Here is a 15,437-nt window from a genome sequence, read left to right as displayed (position 1 = left end):
TGATTCCTTCTTTGGTTCCGAACAACTGATGTGTCATTGCTGATATTCAGCGGGAGTTGGTCTTGAGTTCCGCGGCGATTCCCACACACAGCCAGTCCGTGATCCGGGCCGCCATGGTTTGCTGTTCGGGCTTCGTGGGGGAGGGAGGGCTGGAGAGCCATTTTTCGCCTGCATTGCGGACGAGCCCGATAGCGGCAGCGGGCCAGTAATCGATCAGGGCTTCTTTTTCAGCTCCGAGGTGTTCCCGCATGGGTTGGGCGATCATGGCGCTGATCGATTCGAAGAAGTGGCCCAAGGCGCCGGATGCGGCAATAGCGTCCTGCGCCGAAGGTTCTCCGGGGGAGAGTCGGGTGATGAACGCGTAGACGTTGGGGCTGGATTCGGCCATTTGGAGGTATGCCGAGACCATGGCGAACAATCCTTCTCGCGGAGTCTGCGCGCTTTCGGCTGCTTCCTTCATCCGCCGTTGCATTTGTCCAAGCACTATTTCACCCATGGCCTGTTGCAGGCCTGCTTTGTCCCCGAAATACCGGTAGTACACAGACTTGGAGGTGCTAGCGGCGGCGGCGATGTCTTCCATCGAGGCGTCGCTGCCCAATGTGTGGACAGCCTTGCGGGCGGCTTTGATGAGCTCGCGGCGGCGTTCTTCGCGGTGGCTCTGCCAGCGGGCGGCACGGCCGTCGACGGCGGGAGCCTCGCCGCCTGCGGGGGGTAGCGTCCCGGCGTCGTGGTGGGCGGAAAGCGATGGGCTCGGGATGTTCACGATACTCAGCGTATCAGGTACGCTGGGTATCAGTAACCAGATGTGATCAAAAGGAGAAACGCATGCCTGAAGCAGCACATTCCGCGAGCGCACCACAGGAAACCTCCGACGGACAGGGCGCATTCCGCAAAGCCGTGGTGATTGGCGGCAACCGGATCCCTTTCGCGCGCACCGGCGGCGCTTACACCAAGTCGTCCAACCAGGACATGCTGACGGCGGCGCTGGACGGACTGATCGCACGTTTCGGGCTCCAGGAGGAGCGGATCGGTGAAGTGGCAGCCGGTGCTGTTTTGAAACACTCCCGCGACTTCAACCTGACCCGCGAAGCCGTGCTTGGATCGGCCCTTTCCGCGGAGACTCCCGCCTACGATCTCCAGCAGGCATGTGCCACCGGGCTCGAAACCGTCCTAGGCCTCGCCAATAAGATCAAGCTCGGCCAGATCGACTCGGCTATCGCCGGGGGTGTCGACTCCGCATCGGATGCCCCCATTGCCGTGAGCGATGGCCTCCGAGAAATCCTGCTTGACCTCAATCGCGCCCAATCGCTGCCTGAGCGGCTCAAAGTCCTTTCGCGACTGCGTCCCAAGGACCTTGCTCCGGATGCCCCGAATACCGGCGAACCACGGACCGGCCTGTCCATGGGTGAACACCAGGCGCTCACCACGGCCCACTGGAAAATCAGCCGAGAGGCCCAGGATGAGCTTGCCTTCAGCAGCCACCACAACCTCGCCGCAGCCTACGAACGTGGCTTCTTTGATGACTTGGTGACTCCGTACCGCGGGCTGAGCCGCGATTCGAACCTCCGGCCCGATACTTCCATGGAAAAGCTGGCCACCCTCAAACCCGTTTTCGGCAAGAGTCTGGGAGCGGACGCCACCATGACGGCCGGTAACTCCACTCCGCTCACGGATGGCGCCTCCACGGTGCTCCTCGGCACGGCGGAATGGGCCGGCGCCCGGGGCCTGCCCAAACTTGCCGTCGTCGTCGACGGCGAAGCGGCCGCCGTCGATTTCGTCCACGGCAAGGACGGACTCCTCATGGCCCCAGTCTTCGCCGTGCCACGCCTCCTCGCCCGCAACGGGCTGTCCTTCGAGGACATCGACTTCTTCGAAATCCACGAAGCCTTTGCCGGCACGGTCCTGAGCACGCTCGCCGCGTGGGAAGACGAGGAATTCGGCCGTACCCGTCTGGGATTGGATGGCGCTCTCGGCAAGATCGACCGGGCCAAGCTCAACGTCAACGGTTCATCCCTCGCCGCCGGACATCCATTTGCTGCCACCGGTGGACGGATCGTCGCGTCCCTGGCGAAAATCCTCCACGAGAACGGCCCGGTGGACGGCCGCCCCGCCCGCGGACTCATTTCCATCTGCGCAGCCGGGGGACAAGGCGTTGTGGCGATCCTCGAGGCCTACTCCGCTCCGGAAGGGCGGTAGCCGGCATGACCGACAAGTACACCCAGTTCGTTAGTCACGGGCTCGGCAAGGACCTGGCCAAGAGACTCGGGCTGCCCCGACCCGCCGTGCTCCGCCGGTACAAAGCGGGAGACCTGCTGGTTCCCGGGCCGGTCCTCTTGCTGGGGAGCGGGAACGGCGACACCGCCGGCACAGATGAATTGGCTGCGGCACTCGTGGGCTGGGACCTCGACGTTCGGCGTGCGGCCCTGCCTAAGGAAAAGCTCGGGGCGATCATTCTGGTACTTGACGCCGTCGAGCACCCCGATGAGCTTGCCGGCCCCGTTCTGACCGCGGCTCCCTCACTCCGCGACCTTGCCCCGGGCGCAAGGGTCGTCACGATTTCCCGTACCTCCGCGTCGGCGGACAGCCCGGCCGTTGCCGCGGCCCGTCAGGGCGTCGACGGGCTGCTGCGTTCGGTGGCAAAGGAACTGAGGACGGGTGCCACGGCGAACGGCATCCTTCTTGCGGACGGCGTGCAGACCACCAGCCCCAGCACACTCGGCGCGTTGCGCTTCTTCCTGTCCGGGCGATCAGCCTTTGTCGATGGACAGTTTTTGACCGTCACGAACAATGCGGGTCAGCTTCCCGCCGACGCCGACAAACCTTTGGCAGGGGAAGTCGCCGTAGTCACCGGGGCTGCCCGTGGCATCGGGGCGGCCATAGCCAGGACTTTGCATAGGGACGGTGCCACGATTGTGGTGGTGGACATTCCCGCCGCGGGAGACCACCTGGCTTCCGTCGCCAACGAGGTCCATGGCACCGCCCTGCAGCTGGACATCACGGTCGAGAACGCCGGGAAGCGCATCATCGACCACGCCATGGAACGCCACGGGGGCCTCGATATTGTCATCCACAATGCCGGCATCACCCGGGACAAGCTCCTCGCCAACATGGACGAGGGCCGGTGGAACTCCGTCATAGGCGTAAACATCGCCTCGCAGTTGCGAATCAACGAAACACTTCTGGGCGCGGATCTGCGTGGCAAGTCGCCGCGGATCGTTTCGGTGGCTTCCACGAGCGGCATTGCCGGAAATCGGGGGCAGAGCAATTACGCCGCTTCCAAGGGCGGAGTCATCGGCATGGTCAGGGCAACGGCACCTTTGCTGGCAGAACGCGGGGGATCGATCAACGCCGTCGCGCCCGGTTTCATCGAAACCGACATGACCGCAAGGATGCCCTTCGCTACCCGTGAGGTGGCGCGCAGGCTGAATTCGCTCCAACAAGGCGGCCGGCCCGGGGATGTCGCGGAAGCCATTGCGTTCCTGGCATCGGATGCTGCCGCGGGAATCTCGGGTGAAGTCCTCAGGGTCTGCGGGCAGAACGTGGTGGGTGCATGAGTCCGGAACCACCGCTCATCCTGGGCGAGCTGCCGTCTCTGCCGAAACTGTATGTGAATGCGGCGGCCATGGCGGCACGGAGAAGGGTACTCGGGTCCCATGCTGCGAATATGCTGCCCAAAGGAAGCCACGAGGTCCGCGGGATCCGGGCGGACGTCGAAAACCTCACTGCCTACCAACACTTGATAGGTGAGACAGCGAGTGACGTGCTGCCGGCGGGCTTCATCCACGCGCTCGCCTTCCCGGTCGCCATGAGCGTGTTGAACCGGGATGACTTCCCGCTTCCGCTGCTCGGGATGATCCACTTGAAGAATCGCGTAGAGCAGTTGCGGCCGGTGCAGTTCAGCGAGGCGCTCGACATCCAGTGCTGGGCCGAGGACATGCGCGGCCACAGGGCGGGCACCCAGCTGGACGTTGTCGCCGAAGTCCGTTCAAGCGGCGACGGGAAACTGCTCTGGCGAGGCGTCTCCAACTACTTGGCTAAAGGAGTGTTCTTGCCGGGGGTCGATAAGGCGGCTACGGCCGGCGTGCCTACTGAGTTCACGGCACCGCTGCCTACGGCCGTCTGGCAGCTCGGCGTCGATACGGGGCGCCTTTATGCCGCCGTCTCGGGAGACTTCAATCCGATCCACCTGAGCGTTCTCTCTGCCAAGGCGCTGGGCTTGCCGCGGTCGATTGCGCACGGCATGTACCTTGCTTCCCGGGCTTTGGCTGACGTCGGCTCGGTGAAGTCCGAGGCGTTCTGCTGGGACGTGACCTTCGAAGCGCCGGTGTTCCTCCCGGCGCGGGTGGCCCTGGAAATCAGCACGGCGCAGTCCTCGTCGGGTGCCTGGCAGCGTTCTGACTATGTCGCCTGGAATCCGAGGAGCGGCAGGAGGCACTTCAGCGGATCCGTGGCGACGTTGTAGGGTGCCGGGACTGCGGTTCCAGCGCACAGGAAGAGCTACGACGACGGCGGCGGCCACCCCGTGTGGGTGGCCGCCGCCGTCGTCCCCCACGAAGCCCGGCTCGCCTTCGTGGGGAAATTGCCGGTAATGCAATTTAGTAAATGTGATGAACGTGGCAGAATTGTTGAAACGCAAATTAATATTAAACAAAGAAGGCCCGAAATCTTCTGATTTCGGGCCTTGCAATTGTGCGCGGAGGGGGACTTGAACCCCCACCCCCTTTCGAGGACTAGCACCTCAAGCTAGCGCGTCTGCCATTCCGCCACCCGCGCAGGTGGTGTTCGGAGCCTTGGTTCTGCGCCTCTCGGCGCTTCTCTTTCCTCCGAAGCAGCGAGAAAAACTCTAACACGGTTTCTGGGAAATGAAAAAATCGGTACTGGAAGGGGTGCTACGGGCGGGAATTAGTCCGCGACAATCGGCGTCAACCGGCGCGAAAACACCTGAAAACACGCGCGCCCAAACCCCGTGGCGATGGGTAGGCTGAGGGAAGCGCGCGGGAGCGTCCGCACCATTCGCCTGCCCGCCGGAGTATGCGAATCCCAGCCAGCAAGGAGAGCTCCATGACTGATATCCGACCCGAGGACGAAGTTGTCCGGATCTGCCAGGAACTCATTCGGATTGACACGTCCAATTTCGGCGACGATTCCGGGCCGGGGGAACGCGCGGCGGCAGAATATACCGCGGGGCTGATCAGCGAAGTGGGTCTGGACGTCGAAATCTTCGAGTCCGCTCCGGGCCGGGCCAACGTAGTGACGCGCATGGCAGGGGAGGATCCCTCAGCCGACGCCCTGGTGGTGCACGGCCACCTCGACGTGGTTCCTGCCCTCAAGGATCAGTGGTCGGTGGATCCTTTCAGCGGTGAACTCAAGGATGGTCTCATCTGGGGACGGGGTGCCGTGGACATGAAGGACATGGACGCCATGATCCTCGCTGTCATGCGCGATTTCGCCAGGACGGGACGCAAGCCCAAGCGGGACATCATCTTCGCCTTTTTCGCGGACGAGGAAGCCGGCGGCAACCACGGCGCGCGTTACGCGGTCGAACATCGCAGGGAACTTTTCGACGGCGCGACGGAAGCGATCTCGGAAGTGGGCGGCTTCTCGGCGATGATCGGAGGCCAGCGCACCTATTTGCTCCAGACCGCGGAGAAAGGCCTGTCCTGGTTGCGGCTCGTGGCCCACGGCCGGGCAGGGCACGGTTCGCAAATCAACACGGACAACGCCATCACCCGCCTGGCCGGAGCGGTGACCAGAATCGGTGAGTACCGCTGGCCGGTTGAGCTGACGCCCACCACGCGACAGTTCCTCGACGGCGTCACCGAACTGACCGGCGTCGAGTTCGATCCGGACAACCCCGAGACCCTGTTGAAGGAACTCGGCACTGTGGCGCGTTTCGTCGGAGCCACCCTCCAGAACACGTCCAACCCCACGCTCCTGAGCTCGGGATACAAGCACAATGTCATCCCCGAATCCGCCGAAGCCCTGGTGGATTGCCGCACGCTGCCGGGCCAGCAGGAGTTGGTTTTCGAAACCATCAAGCAGCTCGCAGGGGATGGCGTGGACATCAGCTATGTCAACAAGGACGTCTCTTTGGAGGTGCCGTTTGCCGGCAATCTGGTAGACGCCATGATCGATGCCTTGCACTCGGAAGACCCCGGCGCCAAGGTGCTGCCGTACACCTTGTCCGGCGGCACCGACAACAAGTCGCTCAGCAAGATCGGCATCACAGGCTACGGATTCGCCCCGCTAATGCTCCCGGAGGAACTCGACTTCACCGGGATGTTCCACGGCGTTGACGAACGCGTCCCGGCCGATTCGCTCAAGTTCGGATCCCGGGTGCTCAACACCTTGCTCAGCAACTACTAGGGAGAACGCCGTGACTCCCAGTGAGATCCTGCCGGACGAACTGCTTGACCGCATCAGGGGCCGCGCCGCGGGCTACGACCAGAACAACTCGTTCTTCCACGAGGACCTCGAGGAGCTTGCTGCGGCGGGTTACCTGAAGATCTTTGTTCCCGGATCCGACGGCGGACTGGGACTCGGGCTCGAAGCCGCGGCAGCGCTTCAGCGCCGGCTTGCCACGGCAGCGCCGGCCACAGCGTTGGCGGTCAACATGCACCTTGTCTGGACCGGCGTCGCGCATGTCCTCGCGGCCCGCGGCGACCATTCCCTCGACTTCGTCCTCAAGGAAGCCGGCAAGGGCGAGATCTTTGCGTTCGGGATTTCGGAGGCGGGCAATGACTCGATGCTCTTCGACTCAGGTACCACTGCCGAACCCTTGCATGACGGCGCCTATAGCTTCACGGGACGGAAGATCTTTACGAGCCTGTCGCCGGCTTGGACCCGTCTGGGAGTCTTCGGCAAGGACCGCGATGCGCGGGAGGGGAGCGGAGAGCTGGTCTTCGGCTTCATCGAACGCGACACTCCCGGTCACGAGACTCTCAGCGACTGGGACACCGTGGGCATGCGCGCCAGCCAATCGAACACGACGCTCCTCCACGGTGCCATGGTCCCGCCGGACCGGATCTTCCGGAAACTGCCTGTGGGGCCCCATCAGGATCCGTTGATTTTCGCGATCTTCGCGTGCTTCGAAACCCTGCTTGCCGCCGTGTATACAGGCATCGGAGAGCGGGCATTCACCCTCGCGGTCGAGGCCGCCATGCGCCGCACCTCGGCCAAGTATGGTGGCCGCAGCTTTGCGCAAGACCCGGACATCCGCTGGAAGATTGCCGATGCCGCCATGGCAATGGACGCCATCGAACCCCACTTGTCGTCAGTAGCGCGTGACGTGGACGCACTGGCAGACCATGGCGCCCAGTGGTTTCCAAAGTTCGTCGGACTCAAGGTGCGGGCTACGGAGAACGCCCGGACCATGGTGGATATGGCGATCCGCGTGTCCGGAGGCTCCAGCTATTTCCGCGGATCCGAGCTGGAACGGCTGTATCGGGACGTTCTGGCCGGGATTTTCCATCCCTCCAACGATGAATCAGCGCACACTACAGTGGCCAACGCGTGGCTTGGGCCGCTCGAAAGCTGAAGTGCTCGACAAGTTGAAACAGTGAGCCCGAATGGCTGCTGCTCCTAGACGGTGCGCTGCACGTTCAGTACCTTGCGGCGCAGCCAGAAACGCCGGCCGCCGCCAATATAAAGGATGCTTCGCTCCAGTTCCCACTTGCCATACTCGGAGTGCTCCACGAGCCGACGCCGCGCCTCGGGCAAGGAGTCGTCAGGGCTCACAGTCAGCACGAGATACTCGTACTGCCTTGCGTAGTCCCGTCGGCGTTCCTCTGAACTGCTCAGAAATTGTTCTCTCATCCCTCTCCATTTTCGTCTTTTTCGGGCTAACGTGAAGTCATGAGCATCGATCCGCGTGTCGCGCTTCAGTCGCTGACAGCTGCCTTGGAAGAGCACCTTATTGCCGCTTCCGCCCGCCGGGGCGAAGGAGATCCCACTGTGGAGGCAGCGTTTTTCGCCGTCGCAGATGCCTTTGAGGTGTATGAGGATTCACTATACGAGGCCTACTCGGAAGTCACACCCCTCCAGGTGTTTGACGACGATGAAGAAGATGATGACGAGGACCGCAACGAACTCGTCGATGAAGATGAGCTGGAGATTTTGGACCAGTAGGGCCGCCGTTTCAGGCATGGTCACATCGTTGAAACGTCCTCCAGTGCCCGGGAGATTTCGGTCGGAAGCGGCGCTAGCTGTGCATCGAGTAGCTCCTTAAGCTGAACGGCATTGCGTGCGCCTACTACAGCCGTTGACACGGCTGGCCGGGAGAGCAGCCAGCTCAGCGAAACATCCACGGCGGAGCGTCCCAATCCACGACCGGCCATGGCCACTGCTTCCACGATCCGGGCGCCCCGCGCGTCGAGGTACTTGTCGACGTAGCCGCTCAGGCGGTGCTCCGCTGCCCGGGATTCGGAGGGGATCTGTCCACGGTATTTGCCACTGAGCACGCCGCGGCCGAGGGGACCCCAAGCCATGAGGCCGAGGCCGGCGTCCTCGACGGCGGGCACCAGTTCGTCTTCCGGCTTGCGGTGCAGGAGCGAGTATTCAGATTGATTGGCCACCATGGTGAATCCCGCAACGGCGGAAGCCTTGGCGGTCTGCCAACCGTTGTAATTGGAGATGCCGACGTACCGGGCACGTCCTGACCGCAGAGCAAGGTCGAGCGCGGAAAGCGTTTCGTCCAACGGAACATTGCCGTCCCACGCATGGGCAAACCAGATGTCAACGTAGTCGGTTCCCAAGCGGGCAAGGCTCGCGTCGAGCGCGGACAGCATGGAGCCGCGGGACGCATCGATACTGCGTCGGCCGTCCGACGTCGAGACGCCCGCCTTCGTGGAGAGGACAAGCTCCGAGCGCGCAACGACGTCGCCCAGCATGGAGCCCAGGAGAGCCTCGGCTTGTCCACCGGCGTAGGAGGCCGCGGTGTCGATCATGGTCCCGCCGGCTGAAACGAAGGCATGCAGCAGCTCGCGCGCATCCTGTTCGTCCGTTTCTTCCGCCCAGGACATGGTGCCCAGGGAAAGGGTAGACACCCGAAACCCGCTATTGCCGACGTAACGCTGCTGCATAGCTGATAGCTTACGGGGAGTTCGGGTAGTTCATGACGTAGGGTCTATTCACGTGAACTGGTTAGAAGCAGCCTTCCTCGGCCTCGTGCAGGGCCTGACAGAATTCCTTCCGATTTCTTCGAGCGCGCACCTGCGCATTGTCGGCTCGTTCCTGCCCAACGCGGCGGACCCCGGCGCTGCTTTCACGGCCATTACGCAACTGGGCACCGAAACGGCTGTCATCGTCTTCTTTTGGCGGGACATCGTCAGGATCGTGCGCGCTTGGTTCGGATCGCTGCGCGGCAAGGTCTCACGGGACGATCCCGACGCCCGGATGGGTTGGCTGGTCATCCTCGGCAGCCTGCCGATCATCGTACTTGGCCTGCTCTTTCAGGACCAGATCGAGTCCGTCCTCCGGAGTCTGTGGATTGTGGCCACGATGCTCATCGTGTTCGGCATGATCCTTGCGGTAGCCGACGCTGTCGGCCGGCAGAAACGGGAGCTAAGCCAACTGAGCTACAAACACGGCATCCTGTACGGGCTGGCGCAGGCCATGGCGCTCATCCCCGGCGTATCCCGCTCAGGCGGAACCATCACTGCCGGCCTGTTGATGGGCTACACCCGTGAAGCCGCCGCGCGGTACTCCTTCCTGCTGGCAATCCCCGCCGTTTTCGGCTCCGGACTGTACCAGTTGTACAAGGTGGTCTCGAAGGAAGGAATCACGGGACCCTTCGGCCTGCCGGAAACGGCACTAGCCACTGTCATCGCCTTCGTCGTCGGCTTTGTCATCATCGGCTGGTTCCTCAAGTTCATTTCCACTCACAGCTACCGCGTCTTCGTCTGGTACCGGATACTCCTTGGACTCGCTCTCTATGTCCTGCTCGGTTTCAATGTCATCAGCGCCTAGCACTAGGGTTGAGGCTGTGAAATCGTGGATCTCCCGCCCTGTGCCTGAATTGCCCGGCAGCATGCCCCGACTCAGGCTGTTCGACACCGCCCTCAAGTCACTGGTGCAGGTAGAGCCGCGCCCGGAGCAATCCATGTACGTCTGCGGCATCACGCCCTACGACGCCACCCACATGGGCCACGCTGCCAGTTATGTCGCCTTCGACCTGCTCAACCGGGTATGGCGGGACAGCGGCCAGCGCGTTGCCTACGTCCAGAACGTGACCGACGTCGACGACCCTTTACTGGAGCGTGCTACCGCCACCGGCGTTGATTGGCGTGAGCTTGCGGCGAGCCAGATCGAGCTTTTCCAGACCGACATGGACGCCCTCAACGTGCTGGCTCCCGACTACTACATCGGAGCCGTCGAGGCCATTCCGATGATCGTCCCGGCAATTGAAAAGTTGATCGCGGACGACCTCGCCTACCCCGTACACGGCACCAACGGAGAACCCGACGGCGACGTCTATTACGACGTCGAGGCAGCAGGCAAAGCTTCGGATAAGCCGGACGCGTGGACACTCGGCGACATCTCGGGGCTCGGCGAAGTGGAAATGCTGGAGCTGTTCGCCGAACGCGGCGGCGATCCCGGCCGGTCCGGCAAGCGGAATCCCCTCGATCCTTTGCTATGGCGCGTTGCCCGCGACGGCGAACCGAGCTGGCCCGGCGCAAGCCTCGGTGACGGACGTCCCGGCTGGCACATTGAGTGCACTGTCATCGCCCAGAAATATCTGCCGGCTCCGTTCACCGTGCAGGGCGGCGGTTCGGACCTCATCTTCCCGCACCACGAAATGGGCGCCGGACACGCATACTCTCTCCGGGGCGTTCCCCTGGCACGCCACTACGCCCACGCCGGAATGGTGGGCCTGAACGGCGAAAAGATGAGCAAGTCCAAGGGCAACCTCGTGTTGGTGTCCAAGCTCCGCGCCGCTGGCGAAGAACCTGCTGCAATCCGCTTGGCGATCCTGGCCCATCACTACCGCTCGGATTGGTCCTGGACGGATGAAGGATTCGAGCAGGCCAAGGAACGGCTCAACACATGGCGGGCCGCCCGGGACATTGCCCCGGAGGGGACGGCGGCGCAACTGCTGACGCAAATGCGTGCCGAACTGGCCAACGACCTCAATGCACCCGGTGCGATTGCCGCCGTCGACGCCTGGGCAGCAGCCGCCCTCAGCGACTCCTCCAAGGCCCATGTCAGCGCGCTGGACACCGCTTTGGTAAGCGACGCTGTCAACGGGCTGCTCGGCGTCGAGCTCTAGCGAGACGGCACCGAGCTTCACGAGCGGAAGCTGTCAGGGCTTATCCTTGCCCCTGCGCTTGAGGTAGCGCTCAAATTCGCGGGCGATGGATTCGCCGCTCGCCTCCGGCAGGTCTGCCGTGTCCTTGGCTTCTTCGAGCTGACGCACGTAGGCCGCGATTTCAGGGTCTTCCGTTGCCAATTCGTCCACACCGCGCTCCCAGGCCTCGGATTCCTCGCTCAGGGCCTGCGTGTCGAGAGGTACCTGGAGCAGGTCCTCGATCTTGTTCAAGATGGCTAGTTGCGCCTTGGGGGACGGCGCCTGCGCGACGTAATGCGGTACTGCTGCCCACAGCGACACCGTGGGCAGGCCCGCCAGCAGTGCGAATTCGCCCAGAACCCCGACGATGCCCACGGGTCCTTCGTACTGCGAGGCCTCCAGGCTCAGGCGCTGCCTCAACACTGCGTCGTCCGAAGTAGTGCTGACGGGGATCGGGCGGCTGTGCGGGACATCGGCCAAGAGGGCGCCAATCAGCACAACATAGTCGACCTTGAGCGTTTCGGCATGGACCAAAAGCTCGGCGGTGTAAGCACGCCAGCGGTAGGAAGGCTCGGTGCCGAGCACCAACACCACATCCACGTTGCTGTCCGGCACACTGGCCCTGTAGAGGCGCGTGGAAGGCCATTTCACCTTGCGGGTTCCGGCTGCGGTCCGTCGTACGGTCGGTCTGGTGAACTGGAAGTCGTAATAGTCGTCGGCATCAACGGATGCCACTTTCTTTCCCTGCCACAACTTGTTCAAGTAGTGCAGGGAATCGCTGGCGGCCTCACCGGCATCGTTCCAGCCCTCGAAAGCCGCCAGCATCACGGTGATGCGCTGACCCTCCGCCACAGGCTGGAGCAGGCGCTCAGGCTCCGGTGAAATGGCCTGTCCGTCAGGGGCTCCGTCCAAACTGTTCATCCACTCACCCTACGTCCAAGACCGCCACCCACGCATGGCCTTGAGGAGGACGGCGTGGCCATAAGTCGCCCCGGGCGTGGAAGGACGATTGCGTCCCCCCGTTCCACGTAGACTTGAGGCATGCATGCCTTATCCACCCAGCCCCTCCTCAAAGCCGCGCTATGGGACATGGATGGCACCCTGGTGGACACCGAACCATACTGGATTGCCGCGGAACGCGCCCTCGTAGAGTCCCACGGTGGCGGCTGGAGCCATGAACAAGCCATGCAGCTCGTAGGACAGTCGCTCATGCACTCGGCCGGACTCCTTCAATCCGCCGGTGTGAACCTTGCAAAGCGGGAGATCGTTGACACCTTGAGCGGCCACGTGATCGAGCGCCTCCGCGTCGAGGTGCCCTGGCGGCCCGGTGCCAAGGAATTGCTCGACGAGTTGTACCAAAGGGGCGTTCGCTGCGCCCTCGTGACCATGTCCGAGGGTCCGATGGCACGCGAAGTTGTGGCCAACCTCCCCAAGCCCTACTTTGAATTCCTGGTCACGGGGGACATCGTCAACCAAGGAAAGCCCCACCCGGAGGCCTACCTCACGGCGGTCGAGCGACTTGGGCACACAGACCCCGAGCTGACCAAGGATCATTGCGTCGCCTTGGAGGATTCCGTCCCGGGAGTTGCGGCCGCGATCGCATCCGGGGTCGTCACGGTCGGAATTCCGCACCAGATGCCCTTGCCGGAGGACCCAAGCAGAACCACTTGGGACACCCTTCAGGGACGGAAGGTCGCCGACCTTGAAGCGCTCGTCGCTGCACGGGCTGCCGGCATTGTGCCTGCTGCCGCCCTCCTCGGACAGGCAAACTAAGTGAGCACTACCGGGAAAGTCGGACATAGCACCCGCGGTGGACGGAAAGACGGGATTCCACTCGGCCGCATCGCGGGGATCCCCGTCTACCTTGCTTACTCTTGGTTCATCATTGCCGCGTTTACGGTCATCGTGTACGGGCCGGCTCTGCTGATCCGGAACCACTCCCTAGGCATCGGCGCCTACTTTGTTGCCTTTGCATATGCGCTCCTCCTCGCGCTCTCGGTGCTCGTGCACGAACTCGCCCATGCTTTGAGCGCGAAGGCTTTCAAATGGCCTACGGAGAAGATCGTGTTGAACCTCTGGGGCGGGCACACGCAGTTCGAGAGTTTCATCGCATCCCCGGGCCGCTCGGTGCTGGTTGCCTTGGCAGGACCCGTGGCCAACTTTTTCCTCGCGGGCGGGGCCTGGCTGTTGCTTGAGGCCGATGTCTTCACCGGGGTGGGGGACACTCTGACGAATATTCTGATGTGGGCCAACCTGCTGATCGGCATCTTCAACGTACTCCCGGGCCTGCCCCTTGATGGAGGACGCCTCGTGGAATCCGCGGTATGGAAGGCTACGGGCAGCCAGGAAAAGGGGACGGTGGCGGCCGGGTGGGCCGGACGGGTCATCGTGATCGTCCTGGTTGTTTGGTTCATCGCGTTGCCGTTGCTGAGCGGCAGTTCCCCCGATCTCACCCTGATGCTCATCACATTCCTTGTCTGCAGCTTCCTCTGGGTCGGCGCATCCGGTGCCATTCAGCAGGCCACGCTCCGCGGACGCCTCCCCTCGGTGAGTGCCGCGGCCTTGGCCGAACCCGCCGTCGGGATTCCGAACTCGGCCACCGTCGCCGACGTCCTGCGCGTGGCACCGTACGGTGCTCCCGCCGTCGTGATTTGCGGGCCGGACGGGCGGCCGCAAGGACTTGTCGATCCGGCTGCCGCAGCAGCCGTGCCGCCCTCCGAGATTTACGCGACACTGGTCACCGCGGTTTCGACTCCGCTTGCCGACGGCGCCTACGTGCCCAGGACATCGAACGGCCAGGAACTGATCCAGTATCTGGCCCAGCTCAACGGCGCCGAATACGCCGTGGTGGACGAAACCGGCACCGTCACGGGTCTGTTGCGCCAACAGGCCGTCGTGACAGCCATTACAGGTAAAGTAGCCCGCCGGAGCGGGCGCTCCTAGGACCTTCCCGGTAGAGTTACCTGCCGGCCGCGAAATACCCCCGACAGCAGTGCGCATCACTAAGCAGCAACTGCGGCAACAATTGACGGCCCAGCCGTACAGGAGCGAGGAAACACCCATGAGCAGCGAAACCGCCGCCAGCGACACCGAAACCGGCACCGCCAACACTGCCCTCCAACCCACGGGTGCTGCGCGGCGCCGCGGACCGTTCCGTGTGGGCGAGCGGGTCCAGCTCACCGACGAACGCGGCCGGATGAACACGATCACCCTGGAGGAAGGCGGCGCCTTCCACACGCATCGCGGTTTCCTGAACCACGATGAGATCATTGGCCAGGTTGACGGTTCGGTGGTGGCCAACAACGTCGGCCAGCAGTACCAGACGCTCCGGCCGCTCCTGTCCGACTTCGTGTTGTCCATGCCCCGCGGCGCGGCTGTTGTTTATCCCAAGGATGCGGGCCAGATCGTCACCATGGCGGACATCTTCCCAGGCGCGCGCGTGGTGGAGGCCGGCGTGGGTTCCGGAGCCCTTTCGATCTCGCTGCTTCGCGCAGTGGGCGACGGCGGCTACCTGCACTCTTTCGAGCGCCGCGAAGAATTCGCCGACATCGCCCGCGGGAACGTGGAAACCATTTTCGGCGGACCACACCCTGCCTGGAAGATCTCGCTCGGTGACTTCCAGGAGGAAGTTGTCCGCAGCGAAGAACCCGGATCCGTGGACCGCGTGGTCCTCGACATGCTGGCTCCTTGGGAATGCCTCGACGCCGTAGCGACCGTTCTGGCCCCGGGCGGCGTGTGGATCAACTATGTGGCCACCGTGACCCAGCTTTCCCGTACCGCGGAAGCCATCCGCGCCGACGGCCGTTTCACCGAACCGGACGCTTGGGAATCGATGGTCCGCGGGTGGCACCTCGAAGGCCTGGCCGTCCGCCCTGACCACCGCATGGTGGCCCACACCGGCTTCCTGCTCGTGACTCGTCGGCTCGCGGATGGCGTGACGGGTATCTCCGTCAAGCGCCGCCCTTCCAAGACCGAGTTCAGCGAAGAGGACCTGAATGCCTGGACTCCGGCGGCGGTGGGGGAGCGGGCCGTTTCCGACAAAAAACTGCGCCGGGCGGCACGTGATGCGATAGCCGGCACCAACGTGAAGGACAACCCCGCGCCCGCGAATTAAGGAAAGATCACAAACTGGTCCGCATTCCGGATGTCACAG

15 protein-coding genes and 1 tRNA gene are annotated in these 15,437 nt (G+C 63.4%); 11 read left to right on the top strand and 5 right to left on the bottom strand.

Annotated features, from left to right (window positions below; genetic code table 11):
- Positions 1–46: 46 nt before the first annotated feature.
- Positions 47–757, bottom strand: a complete 711-nt coding sequence (locus tag A3M3_RS0116820) for a TetR/AcrR family transcriptional regulator (RefSeq protein ID WP_081736924.1) — start codon at positions 755–757, stop codon at positions 47–49.
- 68 nt (positions 758–825) lie between these two features.
- On the opposite strand from A3M3_RS0116820, the gene A3M3_RS25670 reads away from it, so the two are divergent.
- From A3M3_RS25670 to A3M3_RS0116800, 3 genes are read left to right on the top strand one after another with little or no spacing between them, the layout of a single operon-like run.
- On the top strand, positions 826–2,196 hold the full coding sequence (locus A3M3_RS25670) for an acetyl-CoA C-acetyltransferase (RefSeq protein WP_035741956.1): 1,371 nt from the start codon (positions 826–828) through the stop codon (positions 2,194–2,196).
- 5 nt (positions 2,197–2,201) lie between these two features.
- Positions 2,202–3,554, top strand: coding sequence for a 3-oxoacyl-ACP reductase (locus A3M3_RS0116805; protein ID WP_028267300.1), 1,353 nt, complete (start codon positions 2,202–2,204; stop codon positions 3,552–3,554).
- The gene (locus A3M3_RS0116800) at positions 3,551–4,462 is read left to right on the top strand and encodes a MaoC family dehydratase (protein WP_028267299.1); all 912 of its coding nucleotides are present in this window, start codon (positions 3,551–3,553) and stop codon (positions 4,460–4,462) included. The genes A3M3_RS0116805 and A3M3_RS0116800 overlap by 4 nt, the downstream gene beginning before the upstream one ends.
- 228 nt (positions 4,463–4,690) lie before the next feature.
- Here A3M3_RS0116800 and A3M3_RS0116795 read toward each other — a convergent pair.
- Positions 4,691–4,773 (bottom strand) — tRNA-Leu (locus tag A3M3_RS0116795).
- A 288-nt stretch (positions 4,774–5,061) separates the two neighbouring features.
- On the opposite strand from A3M3_RS0116795, the gene A3M3_RS0116790 reads away from it, so the two are divergent.
- Entirely contained in the window at positions 5,062–6,366 is a 1,305-nt protein-coding gene (locus A3M3_RS0116790) for a M20/M25/M40 family metallo-hydrolase (protein WP_028267298.1), read from the top strand.
- A gap of 10 nt (positions 6,367–6,376) precedes the next feature.
- The gene (locus A3M3_RS0116785) at positions 6,377–7,537 is read left to right on the top strand and encodes an acyl-CoA dehydrogenase family protein (RefSeq protein WP_028267297.1); all 1,161 of its coding nucleotides are present in this window, start codon (positions 6,377–6,379) and stop codon (positions 7,535–7,537) included.
- A gap of 44 nt (positions 7,538–7,581) precedes the next feature.
- Here the strand turns inward: A3M3_RS0116785 and A3M3_RS0116780 are convergent, their stop codons facing one another.
- Positions 7,582–7,815: a DUF5703 family protein gene (locus tag A3M3_RS0116780; protein ID WP_028267296.1), complete on the bottom strand. Its 234-nt coding sequence runs from the start codon at positions 7,813–7,815 to the stop codon at positions 7,582–7,584.
- 39 nt (positions 7,816–7,854) lie between these two features.
- Here A3M3_RS0116780 and A3M3_RS0116775 point away from each other — a divergent pair, with 39 nt between their 5' ends.
- Positions 7,855–8,127, top strand: a complete 273-nt coding sequence (locus A3M3_RS0116775) for a hypothetical protein (RefSeq protein ID WP_028267295.1) — start codon at positions 7,855–7,857, stop codon at positions 8,125–8,127.
- A 20-nt stretch (positions 8,128–8,147) separates the two neighbouring features.
- Here the strand turns inward: A3M3_RS0116775 and A3M3_RS0116770 are convergent, their stop codons facing one another.
- Positions 8,148–9,080 carry an aldo/keto reductase gene (locus tag A3M3_RS0116770; RefSeq protein ID WP_028267294.1) on the bottom strand — a complete coding sequence of 311 codons (933 nt, stop codon included), beginning with the start codon at positions 9,078–9,080 and terminating at the stop codon, positions 8,148–8,150.
- Positions 9,081–9,132: 52 nt separating this feature from the next.
- Here A3M3_RS0116770 and A3M3_RS0116765 point away from each other — a divergent pair, with 52 nt between their 5' ends.
- Both A3M3_RS0116765 and mshC read left to right on the top strand, forming a co-directional pair.
- Positions 9,133–9,966, top strand: coding sequence for an undecaprenyl-diphosphate phosphatase (locus tag A3M3_RS0116765; RefSeq protein ID WP_028267293.1), 834 nt, complete (start codon positions 9,133–9,135; stop codon positions 9,964–9,966).
- Positions 9,967–9,982: 16 nt separating this feature from the next.
- Positions 9,983–11,266, top strand: coding sequence for a cysteine--1-D-myo-inosityl 2-amino-2-deoxy-alpha-D-glucopyranoside ligase (mshC, locus tag A3M3_RS0116760; RefSeq protein ID WP_028267292.1), 1,284 nt, complete (start codon positions 9,983–9,985; stop codon positions 11,264–11,266).
- A 33-nt stretch (positions 11,267–11,299) separates the two neighbouring features.
- Here the strand turns inward: mshC and A3M3_RS0116755 are convergent, their stop codons facing one another.
- Positions 11,300–12,205, bottom strand: a complete 906-nt coding sequence (locus A3M3_RS0116755; RefSeq protein ID WP_028267291.1) for a PAC2 family protein — start codon at positions 12,203–12,205, stop codon at positions 11,300–11,302.
- Between the two features lie 120 nt (positions 12,206–12,325).
- Between A3M3_RS0116755 and A3M3_RS0116750 the strand changes: the two genes are divergently transcribed.
- From A3M3_RS0116750 to A3M3_RS0116740, 3 genes are all read left to right on the top strand, one after another.
- Positions 12,326–13,057: an HAD family hydrolase gene (locus A3M3_RS0116750; protein ID WP_028267290.1), complete on the top strand. Its 732-nt coding sequence runs from the start codon at positions 12,326–12,328 to the stop codon at positions 13,055–13,057.
- Positions 13,058–14,227, top strand: coding sequence for a site-2 protease family protein (locus tag A3M3_RS0116745; RefSeq protein ID WP_028267289.1), 1,170 nt, complete (start codon positions 13,058–13,060; stop codon positions 14,225–14,227).
- A 118-nt stretch (positions 14,228–14,345) separates the two neighbouring features.
- Positions 14,346–15,398 carry a tRNA (adenine-N1)-methyltransferase gene (locus A3M3_RS0116740; RefSeq protein ID WP_028267288.1) on the top strand — a complete coding sequence of 351 codons (1,053 nt, stop codon included), beginning with the start codon at positions 14,346–14,348 and terminating at the stop codon, positions 15,396–15,398.
- Positions 15,399–15,437 lie beyond the last annotated feature (39 nt).

Origin of the sequence: Arthrobacter sp. MA-N2 (genome assembly GCF_000517125.1) — a bacterium.
Taxonomy (GTDB): domain Bacteria; phylum Actinomycetota; class Actinomycetes; order Actinomycetales; family Micrococcaceae; genus Arthrobacter; species Arthrobacter methylotrophus.
This window is presented reverse-complemented; position numbering and strand designations above follow the sequence as displayed.

Excerpts from the sequence above, each read along its gene's own strand:
- A3M3_RS0116775 (WP_028267295.1), top strand. The coding sequence starts at position 7,855 with ATGAGCATCGATCCGCGTGTCGCGCTTCAGTCGCTGACAGCTGCCTTG.
- A3M3_RS0116780 (WP_028267296.1), bottom strand. The coding sequence starts at position 7,815 with ATGAGAGAACAATTTCTGAGCAGTTCAGAGGAACGCCGACGGGACTAC.
- A3M3_RS0116790 (WP_028267298.1), top strand. The coding sequence starts at position 5,062 with ATGACTGATATCCGACCCGAGGACGAAGTTGTCCGGATCTGCCAGGAA.
- A3M3_RS25670 (WP_035741956.1), top strand. The coding sequence starts at position 826 with ATGCCTGAAGCAGCACATTCCGCGAGCGCACCACAGGAAACCTCCGAC.
- A3M3_RS0116805 (WP_028267300.1), top strand. The coding sequence starts at position 2,202 with ATGACCGACAAGTACACCCAGTTCGTTAGTCACGGGCTCGGCAAGGAC.
- A3M3_RS0116740 (WP_028267288.1), top strand. The coding sequence starts at position 14,346 with ATGAGCAGCGAAACCGCCGCCAGCGACACCGAAACCGGCACCGCCAAC.
- A3M3_RS0116770 (WP_028267294.1), bottom strand. The coding sequence starts at position 9,080 with ATGCAGCAGCGTTACGTCGGCAATAGCGGGTTTCGGGTGTCTACCCTT.
- A3M3_RS0116750 (WP_028267290.1), top strand. The coding sequence starts at position 12,326 with ATGCATGCCTTATCCACCCAGCCCCTCCTCAAAGCCGCGCTATGGGAC.
- A3M3_RS0116755 (WP_028267291.1), bottom strand. The coding sequence starts at position 12,205 with ATGAACAGTTTGGACGGAGCCCCTGACGGACAGGCCATTTCACCGGAG.
- A3M3_RS0116800 (WP_028267299.1), top strand. The coding sequence starts at position 3,551 with ATGAGTCCGGAACCACCGCTCATCCTGGGCGAGCTGCCGTCTCTGCCG.